The following is a 14,416-nucleotide window of genomic DNA, read 5'->3' as shown; positions in this document are numbered from 1 at the left end:
TACGACGCAAGAAGGCAAACGACACAGATGATTACATGGATGCAACGACACCGAAAATACCTCGTCATTACGATCTGGATCTCAACGATCGCGTTTATCGGGGCGGGATTTGTCGGATGGGGGCAGTACAGCTACGGCGACAAATCGGGGGCCGTGGCCAAAGTCGGTGACGTCAGCATCACCAGCCGGGAACTCCAAAAGACCTACGCACAGCTTTTCAACCGCTACAGCCAGATCTTCCAGGGCCAGTTCGACGAAGAGCAGGCTAAAAAGCTCGGCCTGGACAAACAGGCGTTACAGCAGCTCGTCAACCAGGCCCTGCTCGTCAACCTGGCTAACAGCTATAACCTCGAAGCGACCGACAAAGAGGTGGCCGCGGTACTGCAGTCCCAGCAGGCCTTCATCGAGAACGGGGTCTTCAGCAAAGAGCTCTACCAGAAGGTGCTCAAACAGAACCGTTTGACCCCGGTCGACTACGAAGCGGATATCCGCCGCGCGCTGCTGATCCAGAAACTCTTCGCCCTTTTCCCGGCGACGGCGAACGGTGTCGAAAAGACGGCATTCGAAACCGCCCTCGGCATTGCCGACAAGTTCGAGTACAAAGTGCTTGACGGTGCCATGGTCAACATCGACACCTCCGACGCCGCACTCAAAGCGTTCTGGGAGAGCCACAAAAACGACTACATGACACCGCGTGCGTTCAAGATCGCCTACATTACCCAGGATGCGGTTGATGCCGGTGCAGGTGACGAAGAGCTGCAGGCATACTACGACGCACACAAATACGACTTCGTAGGACCGGACGGCAAGATCATGGCCTTTGAAAACGCCAAGAGCGCCGTCACCGCTGCCCTCAATGACAAGGCGACCAACAAAGAGGCCCTGAAAACCTACATCGCCTTCAAAAAAGAGAAACTCGACGCCGGCGTCAAGATCGTCGAAACGACCGTCCGCGAAGGCGACGGCAGCTTCAGCGCCGAGACGGTGCAGGCCATCGCCGCCGCCGATGCAGCCAGCCCCTACCTCAAACCGAAAAAAGAGCACGGCGCCTACGTGGTCATCAAACGCCTCGAGACCATCGCGCCGATGCCGAAAACCTTCGAAGCAGCCAAAGCGGAACTCCTCGCCGCCTACACCAGCCAGATGCGCGGCCAGAAACTGATGGAACTGGCACAGTCCTCACTCGCGTCTTTCCGCGGCACGACGACAGAGGGCTACCTCAAGCGTGATGCAACGGCCGGTGTCGAAGGCCTGAACGAACAGGAGACACAGGCACTGCTCGCCAGCCTCTTCCGCTCGAACAAAGCCGAAAACATGGCGCAACTCTCTTCGGGCAAAATCGTGCTCTACCGCATCGTCGACCAGAAGATCGACCCTGCAAGCGCGCCCAATGAGACCGAGGCCGTTGCCCAGGTCAAAGAGACCCTTCTCAGCCAGTCCCTGATTGCCACCCTTGCCGAGCGGTATGAAACACAGATCTTCCTCAAAGGATTCGGGCAGTGAAAAAAAGCGTCCTCGCGATCGATATCGGCTCCAGCAAGATCTGCGCCATCATCGCGGACATCTCCCCTGACGGGGCGATCCAGATCTCGGGGGCCGGCATCGTCCGCTCCCAGGGGATCAAAAAGGGCTCCATCACCAATATCGAGCTCGCTTCCAAAGCGATCAAGGCCGCCCTGGCAGATGCAAGACGCGTCGCCGGCACCGAAATCAAACGGGCCATCGTCTCCATCTCCGGCGCCTACACCAAGAGCCTGAACTCCAGCGGGATCGTCAATATTCCCAACCGCGAGATCACGTTCAAAGAGATCAGCCGTGTCATGCACACGTCGCTCTACAACGCCAACATCCCCAACGAGTACGAGGTACTGCATACGCTGCCGTACAACTTCATCGTCGACGACCAGGAGTTCATCGAGGACCCGCTGGGGATGAATGCGTCGCGCCTTGAGGTCGAGACGCACATCATCACGACGCAGAAGTCCAACCTGAACAACCTCAAAAAAGCCGTACGCGGCGCAGGGGTCGAGGTCGATACCGTCGTACTCAGCGGCTACGCCTCTGCCATCGCCGTGCTCAACGAGGATGAGAAAGAGCTCGGTGCAGCCGTGATCGACATGGGCGGGCATACCTGCGACACCGTGATCCACTCCGGTACCGCCATCCGCTACAACGATTTTCTGGGAGTAGGTTCGCACCACATCACCAGCGACCTCTCCATGGCGCTGCACACGCCGCTCAACGTCGCCGAGAACGTGAAGATCAAGTTCGGCTCGCTGAGCACCCCGAGCGACGACCTGATCGAGCTCCCCATTATCGGGGACGAAGAGTCCACCCATGAGGTCTCCCTGGGGGTCGTGCACAACGTCATCTACGCCCGGGTCGAAGAGACGCTGATGATCCTCGCCCAGTCCATTGACAAAAGCAACCTCAAGGATCAGCTGGGTGCCGGAGTTGTCCTCACAGGCGGCTTTACCAAGCTCGACGGTCTCCGTGATCTTGCCGTCGCAATCTTTGACAACGTCCCGGTACGCCTGGCCAAACCGAGCAACGTCGACGGGCTTTTTGAAGCCCTCAAAGACCCGGCAACTGCCACGGCGGTCGGTCTTGTCAAATACGCGGCGGGAGGCTACGCGCCTTACGAAATCGACGTCAACCGGCAGGTGCGCTACCGCAGCGAGGAGCCGCTGGAGAAACCGGATCTGACCGAACCTTCCGTTCAGGAGCCCGCAGAGGAAGAGATTCCGCTGCCCCCCTCCGAGGAAGCCGGTACGATCAGAATCAAATCCTTCGATACGAAGAAGGGTGCGGAAAAAGCAGCCGGCATCGGCAGCAAGTTTTGGAACTGGATTACACAGTTATTTTAACAGGGGAGTGACAGATGGGATCTGACAATATGTTCAAAATCGAAGAGACGACGGCCAACAACGGTGCGCGTATCGTTGCCATCGGCGTCGGCGGCGGCGGCGGCAATATGATCGGTCATATGATCAACGAGGGGGTTGACGGCATCGAGATGGTCGTCGCCAATACCGACGCACAAGTGCTTCAGACCTCTTTTGCACCGGTCAAAATCCAGATGGGAAGCCGTCTGACGAAGGGGCTCGGCGCCGGGATGAAACCGAGCGTCGGCAAAGATTCCGCCATCGAGAACTATGACGATATCCGCGCCGCCATCGAGGGGGCCGATATCGTCTTTATCGCTGCCGGTCTCGGCGGGGGTACCGGTACCGGTGCGGCCCCGGTCATTGCCCAGATCGCACGTGACCTCGGTGCACTGACGATCTCCGTCGTCACCAAGCCTTTCGCGTTCGAAGGGCGCAAACGTCTCAAGCTCGCCGAGCAGGGTCTGGCCGAACTGAAAAAAGAGAGCGACTCCATCGTCGTCATCCCCAATGACAAGCTCCTTTCCATCATCGATAAGAACCTGGGGCTGAAAGAGTCCTTCAAGATCGTCGACAGCATTCTCGCGCAGGCTGTCAGCGGGACGTCCGGGGTCATCCTCTCCTCCGGTGACAACGACATCAACCTCGACTTCGCCGACCTTAAAACCGTCATGTGCCACCACGGGATGGCCCTGATGGGCGTCGGGGAGTACCAGGGCGATAATGCCGCTTATGAAGCGATCCGCGCGGCGATCGAGTCACCGCTGCTCGACAACATGAGCATCAACGGCGCCATGGGCGTCCTCGTCCACTTTACGATGCACCCCGACTTCCCGATGGTCGCCATCGGTGAAGCGATGGGTGTCGTCGAGGAGAGCGCGGACGAGAATGCCGATGTCATCTTCGGGACCACGACGGATGCGACCCTGGCGATCGACTACATCAAGATCACCCTCGTTGCCACCGGTTTCGACCATGAAGAGACGGCGAAAAAAGCACCCTCCGTCAATAACGACACTTATGAAACACCGGCACAGGAGGCCCCTGCCGCCGGCCGTACCGTGACGCGCCCGAGAATGGTCGTCGGCGGTGACCTGAGCGACGATTACCTCGACGTACCGACCTATATGCGCCAGCAAAAAGACTGACGCCCTTCCCTATGCCCCCCTATGAGAGCGTTCTGAAGGCCAAGACCCTGCTTGGCCTTCACGACAAAGCGACCCTGTCCGAAATCAAAACACGCTATAAGAACATGATGCACCGCTGGCACCCTGACAAACACGCCGACGACCCCGACACGGCCAACGCCATGAGTGCACGGATCAACGACGCCTACAAAACGCTGCTCGAATTTGTCAAACATTATGAATACCGCCTGGACGAACCCTACCTCAAAGAGACCTGCCTCACCCCCCAGGAGTGGTGGGAACAGAAGTTCGGCGGACGCTAAGGAGACTCTATGTTCAGAAACGATGATCTTGCCCGGTTGCTGCTGCGCCTCTCTATCGGCATCCTGATGCTGTTCCACGGTGTCCACAAACTGCTGCACGGCATCTCCCACATTCAGGGGATGCTGCAGGCGCACGGAGTGCCGGGCTGGCTCGGTTACGGTGTCTTTGTCGGCGAAGTGATCGCCCCGGTGATGATCATTCTGGGATTCTATGCGCGGATCGGCGCGGCGCTGATGGCTGTGAATATGATAGTGGCCGTGGCCCTTCTCGGCGGGCTCTTCCCGCTGCAGCTCACCAAAACAGGCGGTCCGGTCAGCGAAATGGCCCTGCTCTATCTTTTTGCCGCACTGGCCCTCTTCTTCTCCGGGCCGGGGCGTTACGGCATCAACCGCTCCTAACGGGGCGGTATCCTCTTATATTAGCGCCCGGCGGCTGGCAGAAACATCAGCTGCATCCGGCGGACAAAGAGCACGATGAGTGCGACCGCCAGCAGTTTGAAATCGAATTCGCTGGCACTGTGCAGTGACGCGAAAGCTTCGCTGGCCGTGGCATCGGCCCCCTCCGCCTGCATGGCAAGGATCATCGGTACATAGACTGCGGCGAACATCAGCAGTGTCGCCACCCCGAGCAGCGCGCTCATGATGGCCCACTTGTCACGGCGTTGGCGGCGGTACTCGTTTCCTTCAAAAACGAGCATGATAACAGCCATCACGTAGGCCCAGTAACTGAAACGGCGGAAAATCTCCCCCATCAACATTCCCTCTTCATAGCGGCTCAGCAGATCGTTCGGCAGGACCGCCGCCGAGTGGAAGATCACCGGGGCGACCACGATGCCCAGGATCAGCACCGCACCGAGCGTGGCCGCCACGGCGAGCAGGTAAAGCGTGACGCTTAACTGTTTTGTATTCATCTATCATCCTTTCGTGTCATGACAAACCCGCGGTCAAGCCCCGCAAGGTCCTTGTAGAATTCAACCCCATACCCATCCGGGACGATGGCAGAGACTGCCTCGCGCTGGTCGTAACCCATTTCGCAGCAAAAGAGCGGAATCTGCCTTTCGGCGACCGCATCGATCAGGCGGACGATGATGTCCATCCCCGTCACGCCGCCGAAAAGGGCCAGGTCGGGTTCATAATCAAGGTTGCGTTCAAGTGCCGCGTCGGCAGCCACGTAGGGGGGATTGGAAACCAGGACGTCAACCGTTTCCGGCACATTTGCAAGCAGGTCACTCTGACGCAGGTCGATCCGCGCTTCAAGCCCGAAGTCCGCGATGTTTTTGCCCGCAACCCCCAGGGCATCCTCGCTGATATCGACGCCGATCATCGTCGCATGCTCCAGGTGGAGCGCCAGGGTCACGCTGACCGCGCCGCTGCCGACCCCGACCTCGCAGAGCGTGAAATTTCCCTCGCGCTCGACTGTTCCGAGGACACGGTCGATCAGAAGTTCCGTCTCCGGGCGCGGGATCAGCGCACCCGGAGCGATATAGAAGAGCTGTGAATAGAAACTGACGCGCTTGAAAATGTATTCCAGCGGCTCATGCGCCTTGCGCCGTGCCACCCACTCCCAGAGCCGCTCGTCGCAGGAGACCGGTTCGTCCTGGTGGGTGATCAGCCAGAGGCCGTCACGCTCCAGGTATTCCATCAGCATCCGTTCCGCCTCCCGCCGCGGGCGCTCCGCGCTCACGGCGATTTCGGCGGCGATGATATCGAGGCATTCGCGCAGCGGACGGACATGCCCACCCATCAGGAGCGTACCCCTTCGTCATCGAGCTCACGCTCGACGCTGTCGGCGTCGCAGTCGGAGCGCAATGCCCCCTTACCGCTCCCCCGCTCCTCGAATCCGAGGGCCCGCAGGCGTTCGATCACCGGCGGATGGGTATAGTAGAAGAAAATATAGAGCGGATGCGAAAGGGGGAAGGAGCGGTTCTCCGTCACCAGTTTGCGCAGGGCGTTGGCCAGGTAGAGCTTGCCGACGAGTTCGCCCCCGCTGCGGTCCGCCTCGTACTCGTTGTGGCGACTGATCAGGCCCATGAGCGGCATGATAAAGAAACTGACCAGCGGCATGAAAAGCAGAAACAGGATGACGGTCACAGCAGGTGTATTGCCGACCCCCAGATGCATAAAGAGCGATTCGGGCAGGTTCCCGAAGAGGGCGAGCATGAAAAAGAGCATCCCCCCGACGATCCCGATGTTCTTGTAGAGGTCGCCGTGGGCAAAGTGTCCCAGTTCATGCCCGAGAACCGCCAGGAGTTCGCGCTCTTCGAGTTTTTCGAGCAGCGTGTCGTAGAGGACGACGCGCTTGCTCTTGCCCAGGCCGCCGAAATAGGCGTTGAGCCTGGTGTCCCGTTTGCTGGCGTCGCTGACAAAGACGCCACTGCTGACAAAGCCGGTCTTCTGCATCAGCGTATCGATCTCACCCGCCAGTGTCTCGTCGTCCAGGGGCGTCAGCTTGTCGAAAAAGAGCGCCCGAAGCGTCGGGAAAAGCATATTGAGTGCAACGACGACGGCAAACAGGAAAAGGAAGGCCCAAAACCACCACAGCGCCGCCGACGCGATGATCGCCGTCACACCCCAGATGACCGCACCGCCCAGCAGTGCAACCAGTGTCAACGTAATCAGCGTGTCCTTGATGTAGAGACCGACAGACGTACGGTTGAATCCGAATTTCGCATCGAGTACGAATTTCTCGTAGAGCGACAGCGGCAGCTCCACCAGCGTGTTGATCAGCAGAAACGCCAGCACCATGCTAATGCTTTTCACCGGTTCGTCCATCCCCCCGGTCATGCTCTCCAGCCAGCGGATCCCGCCGTCGAGCCAGACGAGGAACATGATATATTCGATCAGCATCCCCGTCATCTGCAGCTTCTCTTTGGCCACGGCGTAATTGCCGGCCTTTAGATAATCCGCACTTCCCATCATCACCGGAGCCATCCGCTTGGCACGGTTGATGAAACCGACCTGCATCACGCTGATATAGAGTTTGACGATAAAATAGAGGCTGATCATAACCATCAGAGCTGTCACCATGAAGAAACCTTATGAGAGTATGTCGGTAATTGTAGCATCGCGACCCTAAAACGGGTCAGCGAAGGGCAAAGAAGTTCAGCGGTTGAAGGGAACGGCGGAGATGCCGTCACTGACCGGCAGCCGGTCATGCACATCACCGACATAGCTGTTCGACACGATAACGTAGAGTGCCCCCAGCAACAGGCCTGAAAGCAGCACCGCCCGGACCACCCATTTCTTCTCGCCTTTAAGACCGTTGTAATCGCCAATGCTCTGCAGTGTCGGCTCATTCATAACCTATCCTTTTAATTTTTATTTGTCAAAATCATACTTATTCTTCATGACGCTGCCAAACGGTTTGCAGATTAATCTGACGATTTAAGTCGATTTTTTAATTTATTTTATCGTCACTTTATCTTCGCGCACCCAAATGGCTATAATCATGCCATGAAAACCGATATCCCGCTGCTCGAACCGACACCCGAACCGACCAAACCCTTCTGCCGCGCCGCGGCACTGCTGCTGGGGTGGCTTTTCTCCTACGGCACCTATCTCCTCGCCGTGGCGGCCTGGTTTTTCTATGACTGGTTCTACGCCGTTGCGGCGCTGCTGTTCGGCTTCGTGGCCTTCGGCATCCTCCGTGCCAAGATCCGCAACATCTCCATCCCCCACGCCCAGCAGGAGTATCAGTACACGGACCAGGCCATCGCCAAATGGTTCATCGTCCGGCGCATGCTCTGCGATCTCTGACGTTTCCCTCCCTCACTATTCATTTTCGGCCGCGTTTCAACGGCTATTGCGGTGCATCACCCTTCCGCGCTTTCCTTATTTTTTAGATTTATCTGTTCTGTTGTAATATAAACTGTTTCTATCTATTTCACAGAATGGCTCGGAACACTCCCTTGTCCGAAAGGAGGTGACATGAAAACGTTCTTTCTTATTCTGACGGCCCTTATTCTGCCCCCCAGTGTCCTCTGGAGCGCCGCATTGAATAAATACAATGTCCCGCTCAATGCTCCCGGCAGTACGAATGTGCAGCAGTATGCTCCCCCCCAGCGCAGCGACGGACTGACGCAGCAGCAGCGTGACGCCATCGCACGACTCAACCGGCAGGATCCTGCCACCCAGCAGGCATGGATAACGCGGATGCGGGAACTGCGCGCAAGCGCCCTGCAGGCAAGACGCTACGATGAAGCCGATTATTACGACGGCATCATCCGTTACTGGGAAAGGAGAGAACCGTGACACGCATTTTGATTGTTCTTTTTCTGACATTGGGCCTTGCTTGCCATGCCCTCGGTGAGGACACTTTCCCCGCCTACTCGCCGCAGCAGGCTGAACAGCAGCAGATCCAGCCCGCACCAACCGACAACGAATACCTCAAAACCCAGGCGGACCTGATCATCCTCAAGATGGAGAATGAACGTTACTATGTCCTTGCGCTCTCCCTTCTGTCCGTCGTAATGTTCACCGTCTCATTCATGTTCCTCCGGCACAAGGAGTACGATACGAGCGACATCATCCACCTGGCCGGGCTGAACATCATCATCTTCGGCACGATCATTCTCGTCCTGGTCGTCGAGACCAATGAACAGCTCACGGCCGCGATCGGTGTCCTCGGTGCCATCGCCGGCTACCTTTTCCGTTCGCTTCAGGAGAAAGAAAAAGCAAATACGCTTTCCCAAGCCGGTAACGGCAGCAACGAGTCCGGTAATGCACCGGACCCCCAATCCAGAACAAGAGGATAGATCATGGCACTCACTATAGCAAGCAACAGACTGACCGGCGCACTTTTTGACAAAGAGGTCCTCTTCGATCCCTGCGAGCACAAAGACAGCGGTCCTTTTGATACAGGGGAGCCTGACACTATCGTCATTCATTTTACGGCGGGGCCCACCCTCTCCTCGGCCGTCAACACGTTCAAAAACCCTGATATTGAGTCATCCGCGCACCTGATCATCGACCGCGACGGCAGCATTGTCCAGATGGTCGATTTCGGCCGCATCGCCTGGCATGCCGGTACGAGCCGCTGGCAGGAGCGCAGCAGTCTCAACCGCTATGCCATCGGGATCGAGCTCGTCAACGCCGGCGAGCTCACCCCCTCCGGCGGCGGCTACCTCGCCTGGTTCGGCAGACGCTACGAAGACGCGGAGGTCATCCAGGCCATCCACCGGAACCAGACGGTCCCCTCCTACTGGCACACCTATACTGCCGAACAGATCGAGGCCTGTTTTGAGGTGTGCCGGATTCTGAAAAACAGCTACGGCATCCGCACTATCGTCGGCCATGAAGAGATCGCCCCCGGCCGCAAGATAGACCCGGGGCCAGCCTTCCCCCTGGATCGCCTGCGCGACAGAATCCTGACGGGGCGCCATGCCGATACCGGGATAGCGGAGGATGAAACAGCCGATGCGACGGTCACCGCCAGCCTCCTAAACGTCCGGGCCCAACCCTCGGGAAGCGCCCCGCTCGCAGGCGATCCGATCGAGAAAGGGACCCGGGTCGAACTGGTCGAACGCAACGGGGTGTGGCAAAAGGTCCGCATCTGCCGCGAGGGGTGGGTGCACGGCGACTACCTTCAGACCGATACGCCCGTCGGCTAATATCACGAAATAGAGACATTTTCTTGATACAATAAGCCATCTAGTTTAGGAGTATAATCAATGACATTTCAAACCAAATCCCTTTCACTCATCCTCGCTGCCGCACTGATCGGCGGCTGTGCAGGTACACAGCCCAATGCAGATGGTACACAGACGGATGAATACGACAAGACGAAAAAAGGGGCACTGATCGGCGCAGCGGTCGGCGCGGTCGGCGGCCTGCTTCTCGGCGGCAAGAACAAAGGCCAGGGCGCGCTCATCGGTGCCGCGGTCGGCGCAGCCGCCGGCGGGGGGATCGGCTATGCGATGGACCAGCAGGCCAAAGACGTCGCCAAGTCTCTCAATACCACGGTCAGCCAGAGTGACGTCGGTGCGGACAATATCATCGTCACCCAGCATGAGAAATTTGTCAAAGTCACCTTCAAGAGCGCTATGATGTTCCCGACAAACTCTGACAACCCGACGCCGATGGCGCTCACGAAGATCGACCAGCTGACGACGGCGCTGAAAAAGTACCCCAGTTCCATCGTCCAGGTCGTCGGGCATACCGATCCGCGCGGTTCCTATGACTACAACCTCCAGCTCTCCGAACGCCGTGCACGCACCGTCGCCACGGCCATGGTCAACCAGGGGCTCTCCAACGCCGTCTATGCCCGCGGCTGCTCCTTCGACAAACCGCTGGTCCCCAACAACAGCGAAGCCAATATGGCCCAGAACCGCCGCGTCGAGATCTTCCTCTACCAGACACAGGAAAACGTCGTCGACCAGTGCCTCTAGGCTTTCCGGTAACGCCTGCATCAGGCGGCGTACCGGCACCGTATAAGGGGATTTCCATTCAAACCCTGCCCACTTTCACCTCACCACACGCGAGAGCATTATCCCCCGACACCTGACTTTCAACCCGTTATAGTAAAATACGCAGAAAAAAAGAGCATCATGGCCCTCATCGATCTGCACGGCATCTCTAAAAACTACGAAGCGCAAAAAATCCTCGAGAACGTCGATTTCCACGTCGACGAGGGAGAACGCGTCGTTATCGTCGGCAAGAACGGGAGCGGCAAATCGACGCTGATGAAAATCGTCGGCGGCATGCTGGAGTACGACGAGGGGGAGCGCATCATCCGCCAGAACCTGCAGGTGAAGATGCTCGCCCAGGTACCGCATTTCGAGCAGGGGCACAGCGTGCGAGAGGCGATCGAGCACGGCCTCGTCGAACTCAAGCAGGCGCTGGCGCGTTTCGACGCCCTTTCGGCGCAGATGGGCGAGAAGTTCGACGACCCGCAGCTCATCAAGGAACACACGGAGCTCTCCGCCTACCTCGACCACCACAGCGCCTGGAACCTCGACGACAAGATCGAGCGGGTGCTGCAGCACTTCCAGCTGAAGATGTACGAAGAGAAGAACGTCAACCTGCTCAGCGGTGGTGAACAGCGCCGGGTCGCGCTGGCGTCGCTGCTGCTGCAGAAGCCAGATGTCCTGCTGCTCGACGAACCGACCAACCACCTCGACGTCTATATGGTCGAGTTCCTCGAAGAGCTTATTCTCAAAGAGAAGTTCACCCTCGTCTTCATCTCGCACGACCGTTACTTCATCGACCAGATCGCGACCAAGACCGTCGAGGTCGAGGATGCCGCTTTGCGGGAGTTCAAAGGGGGCTACAGCAGCTACCTGACGCAAAAAGAGGAGCTGCTGCGCACCATGCAGAAGCAGCACGACAACCTCCTGCGCCTGCTGCGCTCAGAGAACGAGTGGTATTCCCGCGGCGTGCGTGCCCGCCTCAAACGCAACGAGGGGCGCAAGGAGAGGCTGATGAACCTGCGCGAGCAGGCAAAGACGAACCCGGCGCAGATCCGAAAGATGAAAGTCGAACTCGACCGCGAAGCGAAGCACTTCAACCGTGACAAAAGCGTCAACAAACAGAAGATGCTCTTCGAGATCGAACACCTCGACATCACCCTGGGCAGCAAAATGCTCATCAAAGATTTCTCGACGCGCATCCTTCAAAAAGACGTCATCGCCGTCGTCGGCCCCAACGGCAGCGGGAAGTCGACCCTGCTCAAAGCGCTGCTGGGACGCCTCAAGCCGACGGCGGGCAAGATCAAGCAGGGGGAGTTCTCCATCGGCTACTTCGACCAGCACCGCGAAATGCTCGATGACGAGAAGAACCTCATAGAGACCTTCTGCCCCCACGGCGGCGACCGGGTCGAGGTCCAGGGCAGGAACATGCACGTCTACGGCTACCTCAAGAACTTCCTCTTCCCGCGCGAATTCCTCGACAAGAAGATCGGGATTCTCAGCGGCGGCGAGAAGAACCGTGTGGCACTCGCCCTGCTCTTTACGAAGAAGGTCGACTGCCTTATCCTCGACGAACCGACCAACGACCTCGATATTCCGACCATCAACATCCTCGAAGAGAAGCTGCAGGCCTTCCCCGGCGCGGTGATCCTCGTCAGCCACGACCGTTACTTCGTCGACAAGATCGCCAAGAAGCTCTTTGTCTTCAAAGGCAACGGCGAGGTCGAGGAGCGCTACCAGCTCTACAGCGACTACCTCGAACAGGAGAAAGAGTTCCGCGAAATGGAGGCGATGGAGCGCGATGCCGAAACGGCAACCGCCAAACCGGCCGTGCAGGAGAAACCGAAAAAAGAGAAACCGCTGCGCCTCACCTACAAGGAGAAGATGGCCCTCGAGTCCCTGCCCGGCGAGATCGAAGCGCTGGAGGCGAAGATCGAACAGCTCAATGCCTGTCTCGCCGACCCGAAGTGCTACGCCGAGAAAGGGATCTCCGTCCTGGCCAAAGAGCTCGAAGCCCTCGAAGCCGACTACGAAGCGAAAGTCGACGAGCTCCTCACCATCGAGGAAAAAGCGGAGCAGATCGAAGGGCAATGAGAGCGTGTCCCCTCTGCCAGACCCCCTCGTCCTCCTTCCGCGACCGGCAGCTGGAGCACCTTGCCTACCACTGCCCCCGCTGCGAGCTGATCTTCAAAGAGGAAGCCGCCCACCCCACGCAAACGCAGGAACTGAAAAAGTACAACGAGCATCACAACTCGCTCGAGAACGAAGGGTATGTCGCGATGTTCGAACAGTTCATCGATGCCACCCTTGCACACACCGGCCACCCTGTTGAGAATGTGCTCGATTTCGGTTCCGGCCCGACACCGGTACTGGCCGAGCTGCTTCGCCGCCGCGGATTCGAGGTGACGATCTACGACAAATTTTTCGCGCCGGAAGCCCCTGCGCCGGAGGCGCGTTTCGACCTGATCACTGCGACCGAGGTGATCGAGCACATTGCCGACCCGATGCAGACCCTGGCGGAGCTCAAAGCGCATCTGGTGCCGGGAGGCACCCTCGCGCTGATGACGCAGTTCCACCAAAACAGCGAAGCGTTCTACCAGAACTGGTGGTACCGCCGCGATCCGACACACCTTGTTTTTTTCACACCGAGAAGCTTCGAAACGGCTGCGGAACTGCTGAATATGGAGTTCATTTTCCACGACAACAAAAAAACGGCACTGCTCTCGAAACGCCCGTAAGCGGGCATCATAAAACTATCACATCCAAAAGACAATTTAATAAATTATTATATCTTCATGGTCATTTAAGGCAGCCATCCGATATAATCAATCCTAATATCTTTAGGAGGATAGCTTTATGCGAAGAGGATTTGCGTTTCTTATTTCTTCAGTTGCGGCTGCAGCCCTTATGACCGGCTGTGCCAAACTGAACACGTTGACGAATGTGCTGGTACCGAGCCATGTGGATTTGGAAAGCGCGAAAAAGATGAAGATGCCGGTCGTCATCTACGATGTCGACGTCGAAACCGATGACAAGGGCGACAGCCGGCCGGTCGTCTACTTCGTCAACGCGTCACCCAAGCCGGTGGATATGGCCACTTTCTACGTAGAGGGCATCACCGAGGACGGCAAGACCGTCACCCTCTGGGCCGACGACTATGAACGCGTTGCCCCCGACAAAAGCAGCCAGAAAGGCGTCCTGGGCGGAAAATGGTCCAAAACAAACGTCAAGTGTATCGAGATCAAGAAAGCAGGGTTCCACATCGACGGTGTCGATTACCGCTTCATCGAAGAGAACATCAACCAGCTCTTCCAGAACCCGTCTCTGAACGAGTGTAACTGACACGCCGGCCGGAGCAACTCCGGCCGGCTGCACCACCTCCCCTTAGCGGACGTAATCGACCACCTTTGACATCTCCGTCACTTCCTTGATAAACGCCACGACTTCCAGATGCGCCGGATGCGTCGCATAGATAGAGAGCCCCTCTTTCGTTTCAAACGTCGACGTCAGGACCAGGTCCATCGCCCGCTCGCTGCCGCTGAAATCCACGCCGACTTCCATGCTGAGCAGCGGTTCGATCTTCTCCGTAAGCGCTTCGAGCATCGCCTTGGCTTTGGCGACGTTCGCCGCTTTATTCTCCGCTTTGAATGCAAACATGACGATATGGACGATCATCT

18 protein-coding genes are annotated in these 14,416 nt (G+C 57.8%); 13 read left to right on the top strand and 5 right to left on the bottom strand.

The window, feature by feature from the left end; translation table 11 throughout:
- Positions 1 to 39: 39 nt before the first annotated feature.
- Genes WCX49_RS04665 through WCX49_RS04645 form a run of 5 tightly spaced genes read left to right on the top strand, consistent with a single transcriptional unit; the run spans position 40 to position 4,734 of the window.
- Positions 40 to 1,503: a peptidylprolyl isomerase gene (locus tag WCX49_RS04665; protein WP_345986419.1), complete on the top strand. Its 1,464-nt coding sequence runs from the start codon at positions 40 to 42 to the stop codon at positions 1,501 to 1,503.
- Positions 1,500 to 2,867 (top strand): cell division protein FtsA, encoded by a 1,368-nt coding sequence (gene ftsA / locus WCX49_RS04660; protein ID WP_345986418.1) that lies wholly within the window; start codon positions 1,500 to 1,502, stop codon positions 2,865 to 2,867. The genes WCX49_RS04665 and ftsA overlap by 4 nt, the downstream gene beginning before the upstream one ends.
- A 14-nt stretch (positions 2,868 to 2,881) precedes the next feature.
- Complete coding sequence (gene ftsZ, locus WCX49_RS04655; RefSeq protein WP_345986417.1) at positions 2,882 to 4,033, top strand: cell division protein FtsZ; 1,152 nt, start codon at positions 2,882 to 2,884, stop codon at positions 4,031 to 4,033.
- Positions 4,034 to 4,044: 11 nt separating this feature from the next.
- Positions 4,045 to 4,335: a J domain-containing protein gene (locus tag WCX49_RS04650; protein ID WP_345986416.1), complete on the top strand. Its 291-nt coding sequence runs from the start codon at positions 4,045 to 4,047 to the stop codon at positions 4,333 to 4,335.
- Positions 4,336 to 4,344: 9 nt separating this feature from the next.
- Positions 4,345 to 4,734, top strand: a complete 390-nt coding sequence (locus WCX49_RS04645; RefSeq protein WP_345986415.1) for a DoxX family protein — start codon at positions 4,345 to 4,347, stop codon at positions 4,732 to 4,734.
- Positions 4,735 to 4,754: 20 nt separating this feature from the next.
- On the opposite strand, the gene WCX49_RS04640 is transcribed toward WCX49_RS04645, so the two are convergent.
- The 4 genes from WCX49_RS04640 to WCX49_RS04625 all read right to left on the bottom strand — a co-directional run bounded on the left by WCX49_RS04640 (position 4,755) and on the right by WCX49_RS04625 (position 7,635).
- The gene (locus WCX49_RS04640; RefSeq protein WP_345986414.1) at positions 4,755 to 5,246 is read right to left on the bottom strand and encodes a DUF4149 domain-containing protein; all 492 of its coding nucleotides are present in this window, start codon (positions 5,244 to 5,246) and stop codon (positions 4,755 to 4,757) included.
- Positions 5,243 to 6,079 carry a peptide chain release factor N(5)-glutamine methyltransferase gene (gene prmC / locus WCX49_RS04635; protein ID WP_345986413.1) on the bottom strand — a complete coding sequence of 279 codons (837 nt, stop codon included), beginning with the start codon at positions 6,077 to 6,079 and terminating at the stop codon, positions 5,243 to 5,245. The genes WCX49_RS04640 and prmC overlap by 4 nt, the downstream gene beginning before the upstream one ends.
- Positions 6,079 to 7,362: a M48 family metallopeptidase gene (locus WCX49_RS04630; protein ID WP_345986412.1), complete on the bottom strand. Its 1,284-nt coding sequence runs from the start codon at positions 7,360 to 7,362 to the stop codon at positions 6,079 to 6,081. Before WCX49_RS04630 ends, prmC begins: the two co-directional genes overlap by 1 nt.
- A 75-nt stretch (positions 7,363 to 7,437) precedes the next feature.
- A complete protein-coding gene (locus tag WCX49_RS04625) occupies positions 7,438 to 7,635 on the bottom strand; it encodes a hypothetical protein (protein WP_345986411.1) in 198 nt (65 codons plus the stop codon).
- A gap of 153 nt (positions 7,636 to 7,788) precedes the next feature.
- On the opposite strand from WCX49_RS04625, the gene WCX49_RS04620 reads away from it, so the two are divergent.
- The 8 genes from WCX49_RS04620 (at position 7,789) to WCX49_RS04585 (ending at position 14,081) form a co-directional block, all read left to right on the top strand.
- Positions 7,789 to 8,091, top strand: coding sequence for a hypothetical protein (locus tag WCX49_RS04620; RefSeq protein ID WP_345986410.1), 303 nt, complete (start codon positions 7,789 to 7,791; stop codon positions 8,089 to 8,091).
- A gap of 171 nt (positions 8,092 to 8,262) precedes the next feature.
- Positions 8,263 to 8,586, top strand: a complete 324-nt coding sequence (locus WCX49_RS04615) for a hypothetical protein (RefSeq protein ID WP_345986409.1) — start codon at positions 8,263 to 8,265, stop codon at positions 8,584 to 8,586.
- Positions 8,583 to 9,089 carry a hypothetical protein gene (locus tag WCX49_RS04610; RefSeq protein ID WP_345986408.1) on the top strand — a complete coding sequence of 169 codons (507 nt, stop codon included), beginning with the start codon at positions 8,583 to 8,585 and terminating at the stop codon, positions 9,087 to 9,089. Before WCX49_RS04615 ends, WCX49_RS04610 begins: the two co-directional genes overlap by 4 nt.
- A gap of 3 nt (positions 9,090 to 9,092) precedes the next feature.
- Complete coding sequence (locus WCX49_RS04605) at positions 9,093 to 9,944, top strand: N-acetylmuramoyl-L-alanine amidase (protein ID WP_345986407.1); 852 nt, start codon at positions 9,093 to 9,095, stop codon at positions 9,942 to 9,944.
- 60 nt (positions 9,945 to 10,004) lie between these two features.
- Positions 10,005 to 10,721, top strand: a complete 717-nt coding sequence (locus tag WCX49_RS04600) for an OmpA family protein (RefSeq protein WP_345986406.1) — start codon at positions 10,005 to 10,007, stop codon at positions 10,719 to 10,721.
- A 159-nt stretch (positions 10,722 to 10,880) separates the two neighbouring features.
- Entirely contained in the window at positions 10,881 to 12,833 is a 1,953-nt protein-coding gene (locus WCX49_RS04595; RefSeq protein WP_345986405.1) for an ATP-binding cassette domain-containing protein, read from the top strand.
- Positions 12,830 to 13,477, top strand: coding sequence for a class I SAM-dependent methyltransferase (locus WCX49_RS04590; protein WP_345986404.1), 648 nt, complete (start codon positions 12,830 to 12,832; stop codon positions 13,475 to 13,477). The genes WCX49_RS04595 and WCX49_RS04590 overlap by 4 nt, the downstream gene beginning before the upstream one ends.
- A 118-nt stretch (positions 13,478 to 13,595) precedes the next feature.
- Entirely contained in the window at positions 13,596 to 14,081 is a 486-nt protein-coding gene (locus WCX49_RS04585) for a hypothetical protein (protein ID WP_345986403.1), read from the top strand.
- A 42-nt stretch (positions 14,082 to 14,123) separates the two neighbouring features.
- Here WCX49_RS04585 and WCX49_RS04580 read toward each other — a convergent pair whose 3' ends face one another.
- Positions 14,124 to 14,414: a Dabb family protein gene (locus WCX49_RS04580; protein ID WP_345986402.1), complete on the bottom strand. Its 291-nt coding sequence runs from the start codon at positions 14,412 to 14,414 to the stop codon at positions 14,124 to 14,126.
- Positions 14,415 to 14,416: the final 2 nt, after the last annotated feature.

It is taken from the genome of Sulfurimonas sp. HSL-1656 (assembly GCF_039645585.1).
In the GTDB taxonomy this organism is placed as follows: Bacteria; Campylobacterota; Campylobacteria; order Campylobacterales; family Sulfurimonadaceae; genus Thiomicrolovo; species Thiomicrolovo subterrani.
The sequence above is the reverse complement of the archived record's forward strand: the minus strand, read 5'-3'. Positions and strand labels throughout refer to the sequence as shown.

What these genes read in the sequence shown, in the direction of transcription:
- WCX49_RS04665 (WP_345986419.1), top strand. Translation starts at nt 40, where the DNA reads ATGCAACGACACCGAAAATACCTCGTCATTACGATCTGGATCTCAACG.
- ftsZ (WP_345986417.1), top strand. Translation starts at nt 2,882, where the DNA reads ATGGGATCTGACAATATGTTCAAAATCGAAGAGACGACGGCCAACAAC.
- WCX49_RS04650 (WP_345986416.1), top strand. Translation starts at nt 4,045, where the DNA reads ATGCCCCCCTATGAGAGCGTTCTGAAGGCCAAGACCCTGCTTGGCCTT.
- WCX49_RS04645 (WP_345986415.1), top strand. Translation starts at nt 4,345, where the DNA reads ATGTTCAGAAACGATGATCTTGCCCGGTTGCTGCTGCGCCTCTCTATC.
- WCX49_RS04640 (WP_345986414.1), bottom strand. Translation starts at nt 5,246, where the DNA reads ATGAATACAAAACAGTTAAGCGTCACGCTTTACCTGCTCGCCGTGGCG.
- prmC (WP_345986413.1), bottom strand. Translation starts at nt 6,079, where the DNA reads ATGGGTGGGCATGTCCGTCCGCTGCGCGAATGCCTCGATATCATCGCC.
- WCX49_RS04630 (WP_345986412.1), bottom strand. Translation starts at nt 7,362, where the DNA reads ATGGTGACAGCTCTGATGGTTATGATCAGCCTCTATTTTATCGTCAAA.
- WCX49_RS04625 (WP_345986411.1), bottom strand. Translation starts at nt 7,635, where the DNA reads ATGAATGAGCCGACACTGCAGAGCATTGGCGATTACAACGGTCTTAAA.
- WCX49_RS04620 (WP_345986410.1), top strand. Translation starts at nt 7,789, where the DNA reads ATGAAAACCGATATCCCGCTGCTCGAACCGACACCCGAACCGACCAAA.
- WCX49_RS04615 (WP_345986409.1), top strand. Translation starts at nt 8,263, where the DNA reads ATGAAAACGTTCTTTCTTATTCTGACGGCCCTTATTCTGCCCCCCAGT.
- WCX49_RS04605 (WP_345986407.1), top strand. Translation starts at nt 9,093, where the DNA reads ATGGCACTCACTATAGCAAGCAACAGACTGACCGGCGCACTTTTTGAC.
- WCX49_RS04600 (WP_345986406.1), top strand. Translation starts at nt 10,005, where the DNA reads ATGACATTTCAAACCAAATCCCTTTCACTCATCCTCGCTGCCGCACTG.
- WCX49_RS04595 (WP_345986405.1), top strand. Translation starts at nt 10,881, where the DNA reads ATGGCCCTCATCGATCTGCACGGCATCTCTAAAAACTACGAAGCGCAA.
- WCX49_RS04590 (WP_345986404.1), top strand. Translation starts at nt 12,830, where the DNA reads ATGAGAGCGTGTCCCCTCTGCCAGACCCCCTCGTCCTCCTTCCGCGAC.
- WCX49_RS04585 (WP_345986403.1), top strand. Translation starts at nt 13,596, where the DNA reads ATGCGAAGAGGATTTGCGTTTCTTATTTCTTCAGTTGCGGCTGCAGCC.
- WCX49_RS04580 (WP_345986402.1), bottom strand. Translation starts at nt 14,414, where the DNA reads ATGATCGTCCATATCGTCATGTTTGCATTCAAAGCGGAGAATAAAGCG.